14 protein-coding genes and 1 pseudogene are annotated in these 18,347 nt (G+C 34.7%); 1 reads left to right on the top strand and 14 read right to left on the bottom strand.

Going from position 1 to position 18,347, the window contains the following annotated elements; all coding sequences use genetic code 11:
• Window positions 1-38: 38 nt before the first annotated feature.
• The gene (locus ACEE93_RS03645) at window positions 39-830 is read right to left on the bottom strand and encodes a TIGR00282 family metallophosphoesterase (RefSeq protein ID WP_449154939.1); all 792 of its coding nucleotides are present in this window, start codon (window positions 828-830) and stop codon (window positions 39-41) included.
• A gap of 349 nt (window positions 831-1,179) precedes the next feature.
• On the opposite strand from ACEE93_RS03645, the gene ACEE93_RS03640 reads away from it, so the two are divergent.
• Window positions 1,180-1,410: a hypothetical protein gene (locus ACEE93_RS03640; protein ID WP_449154938.1), complete on the top strand. Its 231-nt coding sequence runs from the start codon at window positions 1,180-1,182 to the stop codon at window positions 1,408-1,410.
• Between the two features lie 97 nt (window positions 1,411-1,507).
• Here ACEE93_RS03640 and rny read toward each other — a convergent pair whose 3' ends face one another.
• From rny to pnp, 13 genes and pseudogenes are all read right to left on the bottom strand, one after another.
• Complete coding sequence (gene rny, locus ACEE93_RS03635; RefSeq protein WP_449154937.1) at window positions 1,508-3,067, bottom strand: ribonuclease Y; 1,560 nt, start codon at window positions 3,065-3,067, stop codon at window positions 1,508-1,510.
• Between the two features lie 288 nt (window positions 3,068-3,355).
• Entirely contained in the window at window positions 3,356-4,402 is a 1,047-nt protein-coding gene (gene recA / locus ACEE93_RS03630) for a recombinase RecA (RefSeq protein WP_449154936.1), read from the bottom strand.
• Window positions 4,403-4,569: 167 nt separating this feature from the next.
• Window positions 4,570-5,718, bottom strand: coding sequence for a CinA family nicotinamide mononucleotide deamidase-related protein (locus ACEE93_RS03625; RefSeq protein WP_449154935.1), 1,149 nt, complete (start codon window positions 5,716-5,718; stop codon window positions 4,570-4,572).
• Between the two features lie 180 nt (window positions 5,719-5,898).
• Entirely contained in the window at window positions 5,899-6,486 is a 588-nt protein-coding gene (gene pgsA / locus ACEE93_RS03620; RefSeq protein WP_449154934.1) for a CDP-diacylglycerol--glycerol-3-phosphate 3-phosphatidyltransferase, read from the bottom strand.
• 38 nt (window positions 6,487-6,524) lie between these two features.
• Window positions 6,525-6,923 carry a helix-turn-helix domain-containing protein gene (locus ACEE93_RS03615; protein WP_449154933.1) on the bottom strand — a complete coding sequence of 133 codons (399 nt, stop codon included), beginning with the start codon at window positions 6,921-6,923 and terminating at the stop codon, window positions 6,525-6,527.
• A gap of 12 nt (window positions 6,924-6,935) precedes the next feature.
• Window positions 6,936-7,778, bottom strand: a complete 843-nt coding sequence (locus ACEE93_RS03610; RefSeq protein WP_449154932.1) for a DUF3388 domain-containing protein — start codon at window positions 7,776-7,778, stop codon at window positions 6,936-6,938.
• Between the two features lie 56 nt (window positions 7,779-7,834).
• The gene (ymfI, locus tag ACEE93_RS03605) at window positions 7,835-8,539 is read right to left on the bottom strand and encodes an elongation factor P 5-aminopentanone reductase (protein WP_449154931.1); all 705 of its coding nucleotides are present in this window, start codon (window positions 8,537-8,539) and stop codon (window positions 7,835-7,837) included.
• Window positions 8,536-9,825, bottom strand: a complete 1,290-nt coding sequence (yfmH, locus tag ACEE93_RS03600) for an EF-P 5-aminopentanol modification-associated protein YfmH (RefSeq protein ID WP_449154930.1) — start codon at window positions 9,823-9,825, stop codon at window positions 8,536-8,538. Before yfmH ends, ymfI begins: the two co-directional genes overlap by 4 nt.
• Complete coding sequence (gene yfmF, locus ACEE93_RS03595) at window positions 9,818-11,101, bottom strand: EF-P 5-aminopentanol modification-associated protein YfmF (RefSeq protein WP_449154929.1); 1,284 nt, start codon at window positions 11,099-11,101, stop codon at window positions 9,818-9,820. Before yfmF ends, yfmH begins: the two co-directional genes overlap by 8 nt.
• 32 nt (window positions 11,102-11,133) lie before the next feature.
• Window positions 11,134-11,850: a GntR family transcriptional regulator gene (locus ACEE93_RS03590; RefSeq protein ID WP_449154928.1), complete on the bottom strand. Its 717-nt coding sequence runs from the start codon at window positions 11,848-11,850 to the stop codon at window positions 11,134-11,136.
• A gap of 3 nt (window positions 11,851-11,853) precedes the next feature.
• Window positions 11,854-14,103, bottom strand: a pseudogene (locus ACEE93_RS03585) (DNA translocase FtsK); the annotation flags it as partial.
• Between the two features lie 297 nt (window positions 14,104-14,400).
• Window positions 14,401-16,074 carry a ribonuclease J2 gene (rnjB, locus tag ACEE93_RS03580; RefSeq protein WP_449154927.1) on the bottom strand — a complete coding sequence of 558 codons (1,674 nt, stop codon included), beginning with the start codon at window positions 16,072-16,074 and terminating at the stop codon, window positions 14,401-14,403.
• Window positions 16,075-16,243: 169 nt separating this feature from the next.
• The gene (pnp, locus tag ACEE93_RS03575) at window positions 16,244-18,337 is read right to left on the bottom strand and encodes a polyribonucleotide nucleotidyltransferase (protein ID WP_449154926.1); all 2,094 of its coding nucleotides are present in this window, start codon (window positions 18,335-18,337) and stop codon (window positions 16,244-16,246) included.
• Window positions 18,338-18,347 lie beyond the last annotated feature (10 nt).

The following is an 18,347-nucleotide window of genomic DNA, read 5'->3' as shown; positions in this document are numbered from 1 at the left end:
CTAATGGACGATAATTAAGACCATTCAGTATTACGTTATTATTCAAATGGGTGATCATCATTAATTAAAATACGTTCGATATGTTTAGCTGTGCCATCTTCATTAATATCTACAATGACACCCGACAATACACCACGCCCTTCATCCGGGATAACATGTCGTTGGGGCAAACTTGTAATAAAACGCGTAATGACTTCCTCACGATTGATCCCTAAAATACCATCGTAGTATCCTGTCATTCCTACATCAGTAATATACGCTGTACCTTGATTAAGAATGCGTTCATCTGACGTTTGAATGTGTGTATGGGTACCTACTACAGCACTAGCTCTTCCATCAAGATACCAACCCATCGCATTTTTTTCAGAAGTCGTTTCGGCATGAAAATCTACAAATATATAGTCTGTTTCTTTTTGAGCTTCTTTGATGAGTCGGTCCGCTGTTTTAAACGGATCATCAATATCCGCCATAAAGCTGCGACCTTGTAAATTAATTACAGCAAGTTGTTTATCATTGATTTTAATAATTCTCATACCTACTCCAGGTGCTTCGTCTGGAAAGTTAGCAGGTCGAACCATACGCGTCGCATCACCAATGAATTCATAGATTTGTCTTTGACCGTACGTATGATTTCCCATTGTGATAAAATCAACGCCTTCACGTAACAATTGTTTATATATTTTTTCGGTTAATCCTTTACCGTGGGCTGCATTTTCAGCATTCACAATGGTTACTGTTGGGCGGTAGCGTTGCTTTAATTTTGATAAGTAATCTGATAAAGTTTCGCGTCCTACCTTTCCTACAATATCTCCAATAAATAAGATTCTCATTTTAGTTACGTCCTCTCTAATGAAAGTCTCTTCATCAATTCCTTAATCATTATATCATGTGAACTGATGTCACAATACTTTCGTTTACATTTATCTATTTTATCTTTTTGAAATAGGTTGTCAATTGTTGAAAAGCAATAATATATTTATTAGAATCGCCCTTTTATATCTCTTAAGATTATACTCATACACATTTAAAAGTTTTAAAATAAACACATTCAATGATTAATCAAAGCTTAACTAGGGTATTGCCATTAATAAAGAGATTGAGATTTTGATACAAAGATGCGGAATTCATCAATTATGTCTCAAGCTCAATTACTATAATCTAGGAGATGTTTTTTACTTTATGTCTATTAATATTGATCCAGAAAAATTCGCTGAACTCGTAGTCAGTGCAAATCCTTCAAAAGAAAAGGAACCTGAAGATATTGCTAAAGAAAGTATTGAATTATATATTCATGCGTATCATATCGCTGAACGTTATACTAGCATTTCTTCTAATAACATGGATACTTCAGGTACTTTAAAAGAGTTACGTGAAACAGATTTAGGACTTTGTAATGAACAACATCAATAACATACACTATAAATAAACATATTTAACACTAAAACAAGGTGGCACATCAACATTTGTTTGATGTGCCACCTTGTTTTACTTTTTAATTACCATATGCTTATTTAGCATATTCAATTGCTCTTGTCTCACGAACAACTGTCACTTTAATATGTCCTGGATATTGAAGTTCACTTTCAATTTGCTTTTTAATATCATGTGCTAAACGATGTGATTTTAAATCATCTATTACATCAGGGGTTACAATAACGCGAATTTCACGTCCAGCTTGAATAGCAAATGCCTTTTCAACCCCATCATGATTTTCAGAAATTTCTTCAAGTCGCTCTAAACGTTTAATATAATTTTCTAAAGTTTCTTTACGTGCACCTGGACGTGCAGCTGATAAAGCATCTGCTGCAGCAACTAAAATGGAAATGATATTATTTGGCTCAACATCTCCATGATGAGAATGAATAGCATTAATCACTGTTTCAGATTCGTTATATTTTTTAGCTAATTCCACACCAATTTCGACATGGCTACCTTCTACTTCGTGATCAATGGCTTTACCAATATCATGTAGTAAACCAGCACGTTTAGCCAATGTCACATCTTCGTTGAGTTCAGCTGCTAACATGCCTGTTAAATGTGCAACTTCTATAGAGTGTTTTAAAACGTTTTGACCATAACTTGTTCGATAATGCATTCTACCTAAAATTTTAATTAAGTCTGGATGCATATTGTGCACATTGAGTTCAAACGTAGCATGTTCTCCCGCTTCTCGGATAATTTCATCCACATCTTTTCTAGCTTTTTCAACCATATCTTCAATTCGACCAGGATGAATTCGACCATCAGAAACTAAATTAATTAAAGCAGTTTTTGCAATTTCACGACGAATTGGATCAAAACCTGATAAGATAACTGCTTCAGGTGTATCATCAATGATTAAATCAATACCTGTTAAAGTTTCTAATGTACGGATGTTTCGACCTTCACGCCCTATAATGCGACCTTTCATTTCATCGTTAGGTAAATTAACCACTGAAACGGTAGATTCTGATGTATGGTCAGCAGCGAATCGTTGAACAACCGTCGCTAATAGTTCTTTTGCATTTTGATTTACTTTTTCTTTAGCTTCACGTTCTTTTTCTTTTACCAATGCAGCAATATCATGTGACAATTCTTCTTCAACACGTGATAACTGTTCTTCACGTGCTTCTTCTTGCGTGAGACCGGAGATGCGTTCTAATTCTTGTTCGTGTTTCATTATTAATGATTGCACACTTGTCTCTTTTACATCTACTTGTTGTTGTCTCTCTTCAAGTTTGGATTCCTTGTCTTCCAAAATCTCATCTTTTTTATCAAGTAAATCAGATTTTCGGTCTAAGTTCTCCTCCTTTTGAAGCAGTCGGGACTCTTGTTTTTGAAGTTCACCACGTCGTTCGCGCAGTTCTCCTTCTGTCCGTTCTCGAAGTGCTTGATTTTCTTCTTTTGCTTCGATTAACTTTTCTTTTTTCAGATTTTCTGCTTCTTTATTCGCTTGTTCAATAATGTCCTCAGCTGTACTTTTAGTTTGTACTAGCTTTTGATGGATCATATTTTGAGCAATCAAATATCCTACAACAACGCCTAGAATAATCCCCAATAAAATGAGTAAGAGGCTTAATAAATTCACACAAACACCTCCTTTTTCTAGGGTTTCTTCTGTATGTCAAACATGTATATGATTATATGAATTAAATAAGAATCATACAATTTTAATTGTACGTTTTGAAACACTAAAAATCAAGGTTTGTGACATTGTCGCTCTAAAAATATCAAAAATCAATTAAATTCACTTCTACCTCATCTGTCATCCTCCAAATAACCAATCATAGAGACTGGCTTCGTATAAGTGCTTTAAAAAACGGTTAGTGAGTCACTCACCAACCGTTCAAAACTGATAATCTATCACTTATCGCACTTACTCATCAAATAAAGTTTGATTATCTTCTTCTTGTTTTGTTTCCTCTACATCGCCGTCGAATATACCTAATTTTTCACGTATTTGACGGTCAATATCATCTTCAATTTGAGGATTTTCTCGTAAGAATTGCTTAACATTCTCTTTACCTTGACCCATACGTTCTCCATTGTAAGAGTACCAAGCACCAGACTTATCAACGATATCATGTTGAACACCTAAATCAATAAGCTCTCCTTCTCTTGAAATACCTTTACCGTACATAATATCAACTTCTGCCACTTTAAATGGTGGTGCTACTTTGTTTTTAACAATTTTAATTTTTGTACGGTTACCTACAATATCTTGTCCTTGTTTTAATTGCTCAGCACGTCGTACTTCTAGGCGCACTGAACTATAGAATTTCAATGCACGACCACCAGGTGTTGTTTCAGGGTTACCGAACATTACGCCAACTTTTTCACGAATTTGGTTAATGAAGATAGCCGTTGTTTTAGATTTAGATATCGCAGCCGACAATTTACGTAATGCTTGAGACATTAAACGAGCTTGTAAGCCGACATGCGCATCTCCCATTTCACCTTCAATTTCAGCTTTAGGTGTCAATGCTGCTACAGAGTCGACAATTACAATATCAACTGCGCCACTTCTAACGAAAGCCTCTGCAATTTCAAGACCTTGTTCACCATGGTCAGGTTGCGATAAATATAAGTTATCGATATCTACTCCTAGTGCTTCAGCATATACAGGGTCCAATGCGTGCTCGGCATCGATAAATGCAGCGACACCGCCATTTTTTTGAACTTCGGCAATAGCGTGTAACGCAACCGTCGTCTTACCAGAACTTTCTGGACCATATACTTCTATGATACGACCTTTAGGGTAACCACCTACACCTAGAGCGTGGTCTAATGTAACTGAACCACTTGATACACTAGAAACACGGCGATCTTTATTGTCACCTAGTTTCATAACTGCACCTTTACCAAATGATTTTTCCATATTTTTTATGACAGTATCTAATGCTTTTTGACGTTCATTATCCAATTGCGAACCTCCTAAATATCATAATTACGTATTAACTTATATATTACTATACAGGGTATGAAATAAAAATACAACTCATAAACGAATATTTGTTCGTATTTTTATGGTGTATTTTTCTCATTTTTCGAACACACGTACTCTCTAAAACCATCATTTTACATGTTAATTCAATCTTTTAACCAATTTAACCAACGTATCATAACATAATTTTGACTTCTATCACGTTTAATATGTCGTTCATTAGATAACTTAAATGTTTCTATTGTTAAGCAATCATCTTTTGATAAAAAGCCTACAAATACTGTATTTTCTTTTGTTAAAATACTGATGGCTTGATCGGAATGGAATAATTGTTTGACCAATTGACAACTCATTTCCAGTTGCGCTTCCATTTCAAATTGTTGATTGATAAATGTTGGGTGATGTAGTAAATAGCCTTTAATTAATTGATGATCTTTTACGGCTTTTAATCTAGCGTTTAATAATCCTTCTGTTACACCATCATAAATTGCGACCGTTTGGGATTGGTATTGTAAAACAGCCGCTTCTGGTGTGATATTGTCAGAACCATAATAATACTGGCCTACACGCTCTAAAATAGTTTGTTTGACAGGCTTTATTAAGGCCTTACACGCTTCTATGGAGGAACCATTAGCCGTCAAACGAATCGTGACTTCGTGTGAACCAGCGAGTGGCGCAATGGTAGGATTACTTTGTGTGTCAATTAAATCCATTAATTCTGTTTCAATTTGGGACTCACCGATACCACAAAAACGCAATACTTCAGAGTGAATAGTTTGAGTATCTTTTTTTAAATATGGCATCAAATGATTAGTAACCATTGGCTTCATTTCTCTTGGTGGCCCAGGCAACATTACAACATGATTTGCGTCAGTTTCAATATACATACCAGGTGCCATACCTACTTCATTTGGTAACACCTTAGAACCTTCTATAACAAGCGCTTGCTGTTTATTATTCGGTGTCATTGTTTTATCCTGATCTCTAAAATATTTTTCAATATACTTTAAAGCTTCTTGATCAGTGACTAATGATTTATTAAGCACTTGAGCAATGGTTTGTTTGGTTAAATCGTCCTTAGTCGGGCCTAATCCACCAGAAAATACGACTAAATCAAATTGTGCTAACGCTTTTTGTGTGACTTGATATAACCGTTCAGGATTATCACCAACTACAATGTGTTCTTTAACGTGGTACCCCACTTCATTAAATTGCTTTGATAGAAACTGCGCATTCGTGTTAGTAATTTGACCTAACAGCAGTTCTGAACCTACTGCAATAATACATACATCCATATCTCATCACCCTTAATCCTAATTTTAAGCGAAAAAAGAGCCTTAAAACAAAATATTACTGTTTGATTCATAGGTGCTACACCATTTCGAGGTTGCAGTATCATACATATCTCAACCTCGAAACGCTTTAGAGTAGCTCATAACCTGTCACAATACTACTTTGTTTAAGCCTCTTTTAAATTATTGTTTACGATCTTGTAAAAACACATCTTTACCTTTGTAGAAGTATTCAATGCCAGATAATACAGTGAAAAATACACCGACATATAATAGAATTTGACCAATTGAAAAGCCTAACCATTGACTAAATGGATCTCCTACTAAGATAAAAATTAAAGCGATCATAGTGACGGCTGTTTTTATTTTACCCAATTGTCCTGCCGCACTAACAAAACCTTGTTCTATTTGTAATAAACGCAGTCCGGTCACTGCAAATTCTCTCGCGATAATAATAATCGCGACTACTGAGCTTGTTAATTGTAGTTCCACTAAAACAATAAGCGCTGCAGATACTAATAATTTATCAGCTAATGGGTCTAAAAATTTCCCCATATTTGTTACTAATTGCCATTTACGAGCAAGGTAACCATCCACAAAGTCACTTAAGGAAGCTACAATAAAAATAATGCCACTTATTAAAAATTCAATTCGCACTGATTGACCACCTAAAAATTCAACTTGGCCAAATCCAAAATCAACCAATGCAAATACCATAAATACCGGAATTAAAATGACACGAAATACTGTAATTTGATTAGGTATATTCATCTTTCTTCCTCTTTTCATCTCTTTAACCTATTACATTATTATACCATAATTGTTAATATGGCCCAAAGCACTATCGTCACAATAACAAAAGCACCAATAATTAAAGAGAGTTGCTTTATATCATTATCTTCATTTCGATAAGCTACCATTTTATCATCATTCAATTGCACTAGTGCTTGTTGAACATCTTTTTGCGTATCTGGAAGCTCTTCTTCATGAGATTTTAATAACTGTTTTCCATCTGTATTGACAGCATGGGCATATTTCATAATTAATCCTGGCACGTAATTTGCGTTGTTTAACGAAGTGAAATCATTTTTCTCTATATGTACGAGCGTCTCTCGTTGAATATGAGTTCGTTTTTCTAACTCGTTTAAGGTCATACCTAAACGCTCTCTTTTAGTTTTTAAGACCTCACCTATTTGTTTCAAAGCCATTTCACTCCTTCATTAAAATCCAAAATCATTGCCAAAACCATCGCCAAAGCCACCAAATGGATCTCCAAAATCTAAATTATTTTTACTTTTCACTGTTTTTTGTTTCATATCCTCATACTCTATCTTTTGATCTTCATCTGCTCTCAATTCAATAATGTAATCAAAATCATCTAATATATAATCACTTGTTTCTACAAACAGATCTGGGTGCTCAACTACTTTGACTGAAGGTAAAGTCATCACTTCGTTAACCAATTCTTGATGTTTAGGATTACGTTCTCTCGCAGTTACTGCACCATCTATAATATAAACGTGATTTTTATCATATTCTCCTTTAATTAAAGAACTACGTACAGTTTGTTTAATCAATGTAGAACTGATAAACAGCCACTTTTTATGCGCAGATACACTACCAGCGACTATGGATTCTGTTTTACCAACACGAGGCATACCACGTATACCAATTAATTTATGTCCTTCTTCTTTAAAAATCTCTGCCATAAAGTCGACTAATAACCCTAAGTCATCACGTTCAAAACGAAAGATTTTTTTATCTTCTTTATCTTGTTTAACAAAACGACCATGACGTACAGCTAATCGATCTTTTAATTGTGGTTCACGCAATACGCGTAACGTGATATCGTCTATTTCATTTAATATAGCCTCAAATCGTTTTACCTTTTCAGGGTTATCCGACTTAATAATAAAAGCTCTGATTGATTTATCGATACCATTAATCGTACCGATATTAATCCCCATCATACCTAATAAACTAGAGACATCTCCTAGTAATCCTTCACGGTTAACATTTATTGTATATTCTAAATACCATTCTTTCTTTTCTCTTTGAATCACTACCCATCACCCCTTTGAAAGTTCACGTTAATGATTTGTAATTTAATTATATCAGATTATAAATACCATCCACCATTAATTCTTTGAACTGTTCCAGTAATACTTTTAGATGCTGGTGCAAGCAGATAATTCACTGTATGTGCAATTTCCTGCGGTGTAATTAAGCGATTTTGCGGTAATTCTTCCAATAATAATTGGTAATCTTCCTGACTCAATTGATTTGTCATCTTTCCCTCAACAGCTCCTGGTGCAATCGCATTGACAGTCACATTGGTTTTCGCCAACTCTTGACTTAAAGCTTTCACAAAACCTATCTGTGCGGCTTTCATAGTAGAATAGATCGTTTCAAAACTTGCACCCATTTCTCCCCAAATAGAAGAAATCACGATAACTCTCCCTTTTTCACTTTGTAATAACTGAGGTAAAAAATATTGAGTGACTTTGATAAATTGAAAGACATTTATCATATAATGTTCGTGAATTTCACTATTTGAAATATCTTGAAGTAATCCAAATTGACTCTTTCCACTGACATAAATGATCGTATCTAAATTATGTATAAACCCTAATGTGTCAGCAATATCAATTTCCTTTGATAAGTCTAACTGAACAAATTGGATGGGTTGGTTTGGAAATGCTTCTTCAAGGGATGAAAGGGGCGTTTGAAAATACGTAACAATCACTTCATAACCATTTGAAAGAAGGTCCTGCGTAATCGCACGACCTATCGTTCCCGAACCTCCAACAACTAATGCCTTCATGAGGTTTCTTTCTCCAACCGACTATCTACCATTTGAGTTAAATCAATTCGTTTTGTTACAGTATCATTAATAGATTTTAAAGTGATTTGATCGACTATATTTAATAAATCGAATAAACTCACGCCATCAAAATAAAATTTCGTATATTGATTCGCAATATATTCAGGCGCATTTAAACTCGAAATATATTCACCAATAAATTGACGTTTTAACAAATCAAATGCAGTTTGATCTTCTAAAGCACCCATATTTGATTCAATTTGCGTTAATAATCGTTGTTTTAACTCATCCATATTTGTTGTTGAGGAAGTGATTAATGAAAAGCTATAGGTTGGTTCAATCACTGTTTGATAACTAAACGTTTCATCAATTAACGATTCATCTAACAATTGTTGAAAGAATTCCGTTTCTTCTCCAAAAATCATTTCGAAAAATAACGATATCTCTATATCCTCTTTAACACGTTGTTGATGCGAAGTATTTATCAATTTATTTTTAAAGCCAAGCATAATACGAGATGATTGTAATGGCATCGTTTCAACAAATTGAGATTTGACAATATCTTCTGGTTCATTAAAATCATCTCTTTCAATTGTAGGTTGCGCATTAAGATGACGTGTTTCTTCATGCTCGTTAACCAAATTATAAATATGTTCCGGATCAACATCGCCTACCACAAATAGCACCATATTTGATGGGTGATAAAATGTGTCGTAGCATACGTAAAGATCCTCTTTTGTGATTTGATAAATACTATCCACACTACCCGCAATATCTACTTTAACAGGATGATGATGATATAACCCTTTTAAGGTATTGTACATTAAACGGTAACCTGGTTGTTCTTGATACATTTTAATTTCTTCTGCGATAATACCTTTTTCCTTTTCGACAGATTCATCAGTAAAGTAAGGACTTTCTACCATTTTTAATAATCGAATAATATTATCTTCCACATAGTTGGTGGCACTAAATAAATAGCTAGTGCGATCAAATGTTGTAAATGCATTCACTTGTGCATCGTGTTCAGCAAAGTCTGTAAATAAGTCGCCCGCTTCTTTTTCAAATAACTTATGTTCAAGAAAATGGGCCACCCCATCTGGCACTGTAATAAATTCATCAGAATCTTGTGGTTTAAAACGATGATCTAATGAGCCAAATTGAGTGGTGTATGTCACAAATGTCTTTTGAAAATCTTTTTTAGGAATAATAAATAAATTTAATCCATTATTTAAAGTGCTTTGATAGACTGTCTCATCGATTTGTTCGTAATATGTTTTACGCATCGTCTTCACCACCTTTTGTTAGGATATACACTGTATCAAGACTAGCTTGTTTACAAATCTTTTGAATATCTTCCTTAGAAACTTCTAAAATTCGTTTTTCAAATATATCGTAAGAATCATTTGTTTCTTCTTCCGGAAGTAAAAGTTGATTATGCATTATTTCAATGATACTTTTCGCACGGTCTTTACTTTCCTTACGATGGGACAAAATGATTTTTTGAGCTAATTTTAACTTTTCTTCTGTAAAGTCGCCCGCTTCAAAACGATTAAATGCTTCTAAAATAGTATCTTTTGCTAGTTCGTAATCTTTAGTTGAAACACCACTAATGACAAATAAAAATCCGTTTTTACCATCAATTTGAGAATGAATAGAATAAGCTAAACTCTTTTGTTCGCGTACTTCATTAAATAATACGGATGAAGGGTCAGCACCAAACATCATATTAAATACGACAAGTGCATAATAATCAGGATGACCCATGTATGTTGGAAAACGAAAGCCCATATTTAATTTTGCTTGGTCAACGTCATCCGTTTCAATGATTTCATTAGGATTCGTATGCCCATTATCGTCTAAATTAAGTTGCGTTGTATTATATGTAAAAGGTTTTGTTTTAAATGTTGATTGAATTTGTTTAATTGTTGAGGCTTCATCAACATTTCCTACAATATAGATGGCACATTCATCATTTTGAAGCATACTCTCATATGTGTCATAAATATCCTTTGGCGTAATTTGATCAATAAATTCAAGTTCGCCCGCTGCCATGTAACGATATGGGTGATCACCAAACATATGTTTAAGTAAACGGATAAACGCAATTTGTGATTTATTGTCTTCTATCGCTGCTAATTTTTTCTTTAATAATTCTTTTTCTTGTCTCACAAACACACTGTTAAATTCATGTTTTTCGACTAATGGATGGAAAAGAATCTCTTTAAGTAGATCTAATGCTTCATCAAATAATTGTTCATTATTTAGAAGATAACGTTCATTTACAATTTCTAAAGTTAATGTAATCACATGTCTATCTTTAAATTTCGATACAGAACTATTTAAATAGGCACCATACAATTTTGATAGATATTGATTAAATTGCTTGTCTGTCGGATAATGTTGTGTTGCTCTCACTAACAACTTACTCAATAATGAACGTTTCGTCATTGTCTCAATCTCTAAAGGGGCCATAAATTTAAAAGTAATGGTGGTTGTTTTAAATTTATCTGTTTGATGTACATAAATTGGTCCGGTATCATTCGTATTATGATTTAACAAATAATCTCCTCCTTCTTGTTGTTATTTATACTTTATAGACGTTTTCTTATTGTGCGAAACTTCACAAGGCTACTTTTGAAATAATTTAACGAATAAAGCACGGGCGTTCCTTCTTTTGTATAATGCATTTGTTTAAGTAACATCAGTCCATCTTTTGGTTCAGCTTCTAATAATTCAGAAATGTAAGGTTCATAACTAATTGCTTCAATTTCTGTCTCAGCATATGCAATTTCCTTCTGAGTGACAGACTCAATGACCTTTAATATAGAAGTTTGTTGGTCATGTCGACCAAAATGCTCTAATATATTTTCAGCTACTTTATCCAAACAATACACGACTGGATGATTGTTTGCAGTTCGAATCCGTTCAATGACCGTGATATTTGTGTCATCTTCTAAATTCATCACTTGTGCATCTTCATAAGAAGCTATTTCTTCATTTAAGCTTAGAAAAATCGTGCCATGTTCATAACCTTTTTCTGAAATCATACGTCCGATACTCATTAGTGCATCCAGTGGATAAAAGAAAGGTTGCGGGACTTTAACCCGCGCACCTTCTTCAAAATTTTCCGTGATAATTTGTTCAGTAACTAACTCTTGTATCGCAACTTGCACGTCACTGACTTCGACCTCACAATCTTTAGCCATAGTCAATTCATTAGGTAGTGATTCCCCTGGTTTAATAGTTTGAGCATCAATATTTTTAAGTATCCAATCTTTTACTTTATTGACATTCGGATTAACAGACATGAATTAAACCTCTCCTTCATTAAAATCAACTAATACTTGTCTTGGTTTACTTCCTTTTTGAGGACCAATAATTTGGTTAGCTTCTAAATCATCCATAATACGAGAAGCGCGATTATAACCAATTCTAAATTGTCTTTGTAGTAAAGATGTGCTTGCTTTTTGTTTTTCAACAACAAATAAATAGGCTTCATGATATAGCGGATCATCACTTTCTGATTGAGATTGATCAGCTGTATCATCCGGTGTCATTTCTTTAACGTAGTTCGCTTTTTGTTGTTTTACAACATAATCCACGATTTTCTGTACTTCTTGATCACTTAAGAAGGCACCTTGTACACGCGTTCGTGAAGAACCACCATTTTTTATAAATAGCATATCCCCTTTACCTAGTAACTTCTCTGCGCCACCACTATCAATAATTGTTCTTGAATCTGTTTGCGAACTTACCGCAAAAGCAATACGGGAAGGGATATTGTTTTTAATGAGTCCTGTAATGACATCTACAGAAGGACGTTGAGTAGCAATGATGAGGTGAATCCCTGCTGCACGCGCCATTTGTGTAATTCGAGTGATAGCTGCTTCAACATCTTTACCTGCTACCATCATTAAGTCAGCTAATTCATCGACGATTACGACAATATAAGGTAAATAAGCCTCATTTTCGTCTAATTCTTCATTTTTCTGTTTCACAAATTCATTGTAACCTTCAATGTTTCGCGTACCAGAATGTTGAAATAAATCATAACGTCTTTCCATTTCACTAACCACTTTTTCAAGCGCTTGTGAGGCTTTATGTGGGTTCGTTACTACAGGCGTCAGTAGATGTGGTATCCCATTATAAACATTGAGTTCTACCATCTTAGGGTCGATCATCATCAATTTGACTTCATGAGGTTTGGCATTTAATAAAATACTCGTAATAATGCCGTTAATACATACAGATTTACCACTACCTGTTGAACCTGCGACAAGTAAGTGAGGCATTTTATTTAATTCTGCTGTCATAGGTTCACCAGAAATATCTCTACCTAAAGCGACCTCTAATTTATTTTGAGTTGGAAACTTTTCTTGAAGTACTTCTTTTAACGTCACTAACGCAATTTTTTCATTTGGCACTTCTATACCAACGGCAGATTTTCCAGGAATTGGTGCTTCAATACGAATATCTTTAGCCGCTAAAGCTAAGGCTAAGTCACTATGTAAATTGACTATTCGACTGACTTTAACACCTTGAGCAGGTTGTACTTCATATTGCGTCACAGCTGGGCCTATTTGTATTTGTGTAACCTTTGCTTTAACACCAAACTGATTCAATGTATTTTCTAATAATTTACCTTTTCGTTGCACTTCTGTTTTAGATGTTGTTTGTTGTTGTTTAGGTTCATCAAGTAACGTTAACGGTGGAATTTCATAAGTTGAATTTTCCACTTCTCCCGCTTCAGATATAGAACTTTCATTAGATGTCTCATCCTCTTTTGGTTCATTGTTCTGAGTTGGCGTTTGCGCTGTTGTATGCAAAGCGTCCACTCTTTTTTGACTAGGTTCTTGCGTGGCAACTTGCTTAGTATTGTGGACATTGTCTTCTTCAGAGCCAAAAATTGGAATACTAGACATATCATTATCAGCAGCTGTGTCATCTTCCGTTGGTACTTCTGTGAAATCAGAAACATCTTTAAGTTGTTCTTGTTTTTGAGATGTTTTTTGTCTACGCTTATGTTCTTTTTGTTCTTTACTTTTTAGTCTACGTCGTTCACGATTTTGCTGATATGATTCAGACATAGAAGTATATTGTTTCTTAGTGTTTTCAAATAATAATTTGGACACATCTCTATGACGTTTTTTTCGTAATAAAATAATACTTGAAATCAGCATTAATATAGTTAGCAGTACCACACCAACGATTGAGAATAATGGCGCTAATAACTCCACTAAATAATATCCTACAAGTCCTCCACCAAAATTAGGAAAGAACGTTTGATCGTATTGATGAAATACATAAGAAAGAACAGGTTCTCTTTGGGCCTTTGCACCGCCTGTCATTCTATAAAAAAGTTGAGAGACAAGAATCAATGCAATCGCTAAGAAAATTGAACCCGTTAACCGTCTAGATTTCGGTAATTTACCATTATATGCAAGAAAACCACTCGCTAACATTAAAAGTATGTATACTAAATATCGCGCGTAACCTACTAAATAATTAAAAAAGCTATCGATTGCTACGCCGATGATACCTAATTGAAATATACCTAAAACCAAAAATATTACAAAAACGATTGCCAATCCAAAACGTAACGGTGTATCATTATTTTTCTTTTTTGAGGGCCGCTTTTTTGTCGTTGTTCGTTTCGTTTTGCGTTTTTTAGATTGGGCCATTCATTGTCACCTGCTTCTTTCATCATTTAATATTTAAAAAAGCGAATCTATACACGGGTTCATTGACTTGAAACACAAATCACTGTTATCAAATCAATCACCCGCTCTTCAGATTCGTCTTAAAATATAATTATAATAAGCTTTGATTATAATGTTTGAGTGTTATGATATTTTAAATTAAATTTCAGATATGACAGGAATAATCATTGGACGACGCTTTGTACTTTCAAATAATAATTTACTTATTTGATCACGCATGTTTTGTTTTATTTCGGACCATTCAATACGTTTTTCTTGTAGACCTTGTTCAACAATCTCACGTACTTTTTCTTCCGCTTCTTTAAGTAAAGCTTCACTTTCTCGAACATATACAAAACCGCGTGATTGTATCTCTGGTCCAGCAGCAATACGTCTATTTTTAGGATCCAGTGTCACTACAGCAATAAAGATACCATCCTCTGCTAATAAATGACGATCTCGTAAGACGATGTTACCTACATCACCCACTCCGATACCATCAATTAATACATTACCAGCCGGCACTTTTTCATTTAATGACATGTCTTTACCATCGAAATTAATGACATCGCCACTTTCCGCTAAGAAAATCTTTTCAGGTTTAACGCCACTTTCGCTAGCTAATTTAGCATGTGCGATTTGCATTTTAAATTCCCCTTGGATAGGGATAAAATACTCGGGTTTCATAATATTGAGCATCATTTTAAGTTCTTCCATGCATCCATGACTAGAAGCATGTACTTTTTTGTCATTTGGTAAAATATGCGCACCTGCACGCACTAATTCATTCAAAGTATTACCAACAATGACTTCCATATTTGCAGAAGCGGTAATCGCTAAAAATACAGAATCTCCTTTTTGGATATTCATGATTTTATGCTTTTGACGAGCCATTTGACTTAATGCTTCAACGGGTTCTCCTTGCATACCTGTCGCGATAATAATGACTTCATTCTTTGGATAATTATCCACTTCATTGATAGGAATTAATAAATCTTTTGGAATATTGAAATAGCCCATCTTACGCGCAATATTAAAAGAGCTTTCTAATGAACGGCCTAAAAATGAAACTTTTCGATTTAATTTACTAGCTATATTTAAGACTTGTTGGATACGGATAAAGTTTGAAGCATAACAAGAAACGATTAAACGGCCTCTTACTTTACTAAACGCTTCAGACATATGATGCTCGATTACATTTTCTGGTGTATTGTATCCTGGTTTTTCTGCTTCTGTTGAGTCACTTAATAATGCAAATACACCTGCATCTCCAATTTCTGTCATTTTCTTTAAGTCTGGCTCATAGTGACCGTGTAAACTTTGATCGAACTTAAATTCACCAGTGTACACGATTGCACCATATGAAGTGTGAATACATACACCAAGACTATCAGGAATACTATGCGTCGTATTAAAGAACGTCACGTTAACACCTTTAAATCGCATTACAGACTCATCATTGACCACATAATATCTAATTTTTTTATCGACTTGACGCGCTTTTAAGCTTTCTTTGACTAACCCGATAGTTAATTTTGAACCATAAACAGGTGCATTAACACGCTCTAAAACATAGGATACTGCACCAATAGCATGTTCATGACCATGTGTTAAAAAGATCCCTTTTAACTTTTCTCTATTATCAATCACATATTGAATGTCAGGAATTACAATGTCTACACCTAACATTTCATCTTCAGGAAACATCAAGCCAGCATCAAGCATAAACATTTCGTCGTCAACTTCTACAATATACATGTTTTTCGCAATTTCACCCACTCCACCAAGAGGGATGATGCGAATACTTTTATTTTTCTTTTTTACTAAATTCAAAACTGTACCTCCTAAATTCATATAGCCCGTCCAATTATATTCATATTTCATTATAGTTGATAACGAACGCTCTGTACACTATTAAAATGCTTGCAAAGAAGGTAAGGTGATTATTTTGAATAAACAAAAACGGCTAGCGATGACAACTCACTAACCGTTGACTTTAACATTAAATAAGCACTTTATGAGATGCATTGACACGACCTTGTTTGTCTATTTCTGTAACTTTAACTTTAAGTGTGTCTCCAACTTTTAATACATCTTCTACTTTATTGATACGTTCATTGGCAATTTGAGAAATATGCACAAGCGCATCTTTACCTGGGAATAACTCTACAAATGCCCCAAATTTTTCAATACGCTTAACTTTAGCATCATAAACTTGACCTACTTCTGCTTCACGTACGATATTTTCAATCCATTGACGCGCTTCGTCAATCATATCTTGTTCTGTTGAACCGATATAGACTGTACCATCTTGTTCAATGTCTAATTTAACGCCTGTTGCGTCAATAATTTCATTGATTTGTTTACCACCTGGTCCAATGACATCGCGGATTTTTTCTGGTTTGATTGTAATCGTTTCTACTTTTGGTGCATATGCACTAAGTTCTTTACGTGGTTGATCAATAGTATCTAACATATGATCTAAAATTGCTAAACGACCAACACGTGCTTGTTCTAACGCTTCTTCAATAACCTCTCTTGTTAAACCGTCAATTTTAATATCCATTTGAATCGCTGTGATACCATCTTTAGTACCTGCTACTTTAAAGTCCATATCACCTAAGGCATCTTCCATACCTTGAATATCAGTTAAAATCGTATAACTTTCATCACGTGTCACTAATCCCATCGCAATACCTGCTACTGGTGCTTTGATTGGTACACCTGCATCCATAAGCGCTAATGTAGAACCACAGATTGAAGCTTGTGATGATGAACCATTTGATTCAAGTACTTCGCTGACAATTCTAACCGTATAAGGAAAATCTTTTTCATCTGGAATGATATAGCGTAATGCACGTTCACCTAATGCGCCATGACCAATTTCACGACGACCTGGCGCACGTACTGGACCAGTCTCTCCTACTGAGAAGTTAGGGAAGTTATAATGATGCATAAAACGTTTATGTTCTTCTTCACCTAATCCATCAATGATTTGATATTCTGAAATTGAGCCTAATGTAAGGACAGATAACGCTTGTGTTTGACCACGCGTAAATAAACCTGATCCGTGTGCTCGAGGCAATAAACCAACTTCTGATGATAACGGGCGAATTTCATTAGGTTTACGACCATCCGGACGCACTTTTTCGTCTGCGATTAAACGACGCACTTCTTCTTTAACTGCTGTATCTATAATACTGCTTACTTCAGCTAATAGTGCTTCGTTTTCATCGTCTTCTTCATCTTCATACATGGCTAAAATCTCTGCTTTAATAGCCTCAATATTGTCCTCACGTTCTTTTTTATCAAATGTTTGGATTGCATCTTTTAATTGTTTTTCTTCAGTATGCGCAATCACTTCATCTATAAATGATTGATCTTTTTCTTCTGGAATAAATTCTTGTTTTTCTGGTTGAATATGATTAATAATCTCTTCTTGAAATGCGCATAAGCGTTTAATTTCTTCATGTCCAAATAAAATAGCTTCTAACATTTCTTGTTCAGTGATTTCGCTTGCACCAGCTTCAACCATATTAACAGCATCTTTATGCCCAGCTACTTCTAAGTCTAATCTTGAATTTTCTTTTTGTTCTAAGTCAAGATTGATGACATACTCTCCATCTACATAGCCTACATTTACACCTGCTATTGGCCCTTGGAAAGGTATATCTGACACACTTAGTGCAACGGATGAGCCAATCATCGCTGCCATTTCTGGCGAACAATTCGGGTCAGCACTTAATACCATATTAATAATTTGAACGTCATGACGATAGCCGTCCGGGAATAATGGACGAATTGGACGGTCAATGAGACGTGCTGTCAATGTAGCCTCATCACCTGGTCGACCTTCACGTTTTTTAAAACCACCTGGAATCTTTCCAGCTGCATACATTTTTTCTTCATAGTTTACGGTAAGCGGGAAAAAATCACCGTCTCTTGGTTCTTTTGATGCTGTTGCTGTAGAAAGTACGACTGTATCACCGTATCTCACTAAAGCGGCACCATTAGCTTGTTTAGCAAGCTGTCCCGTTTCTATTGTTAACGGTTGGTTAGCCCATTCCGTTTTAAACACCTTTTTCTCCTGAGACATGTTATATCTC

This window comes from Staphylococcus sp. 11262D007BW (assembly GCF_053547815.1).
Note: the sequence above shows the minus strand (reverse complement) of the source record. Positions and strands in the feature narration are given on the sequence as shown.

What these genes read in the sequence shown, in the direction of transcription:
- ACEE93_RS03645 (WP_449154939.1), bottom strand. Translation starts at nt 830, where the DNA reads ATGAGAATCTTATTTATTGGAGATATTGTAGGAAAGGTAGGACGCGAA.
- ACEE93_RS03640 (WP_449154938.1), top strand. Translation starts at nt 1,180, where the DNA reads ATGTCTATTAATATTGATCCAGAAAAATTCGCTGAACTCGTAGTCAGT.
- ACEE93_RS03625 (WP_449154935.1), bottom strand. Translation starts at nt 5,718, where the DNA reads ATGGATGTATGTATTATTGCAGTAGGTTCAGAACTGCTGTTAGGTCAA.
- pgsA (WP_449154934.1), bottom strand. Translation starts at nt 6,486, where the DNA reads ATGAATATACCTAATCAAATTACAGTATTTCGTGTCATTTTAATTCCG.
- ACEE93_RS03615 (WP_449154933.1), bottom strand. Translation starts at nt 6,923, where the DNA reads ATGGCTTTGAAACAAATAGGTGAGGTCTTAAAAACTAAAAGAGAGCGT.
- ymfI (WP_449154931.1), bottom strand. Translation starts at nt 8,539, where the DNA reads ATGAAGGCATTAGTTGTTGGAGGTTCGGGAACGATAGGTCGTGCGATT.
- yfmH (WP_449154930.1), bottom strand. Translation starts at nt 9,825, where the DNA reads ATGCGTAAAACATATTACGAACAAATCGATGAGACAGTCTATCAAAGC.
- ACEE93_RS03590 (WP_449154928.1), bottom strand. Translation starts at nt 11,850, where the DNA reads ATGTCTGTTAATCCGAATGTCAATAAAGTAAAAGATTGGATACTTAAA.
- pnp (WP_449154926.1), bottom strand. Translation starts at nt 18,337, where the DNA reads ATGTCTCAGGAGAAAAAGGTGTTTAAAACGGAATGGGCTAACCAACCG.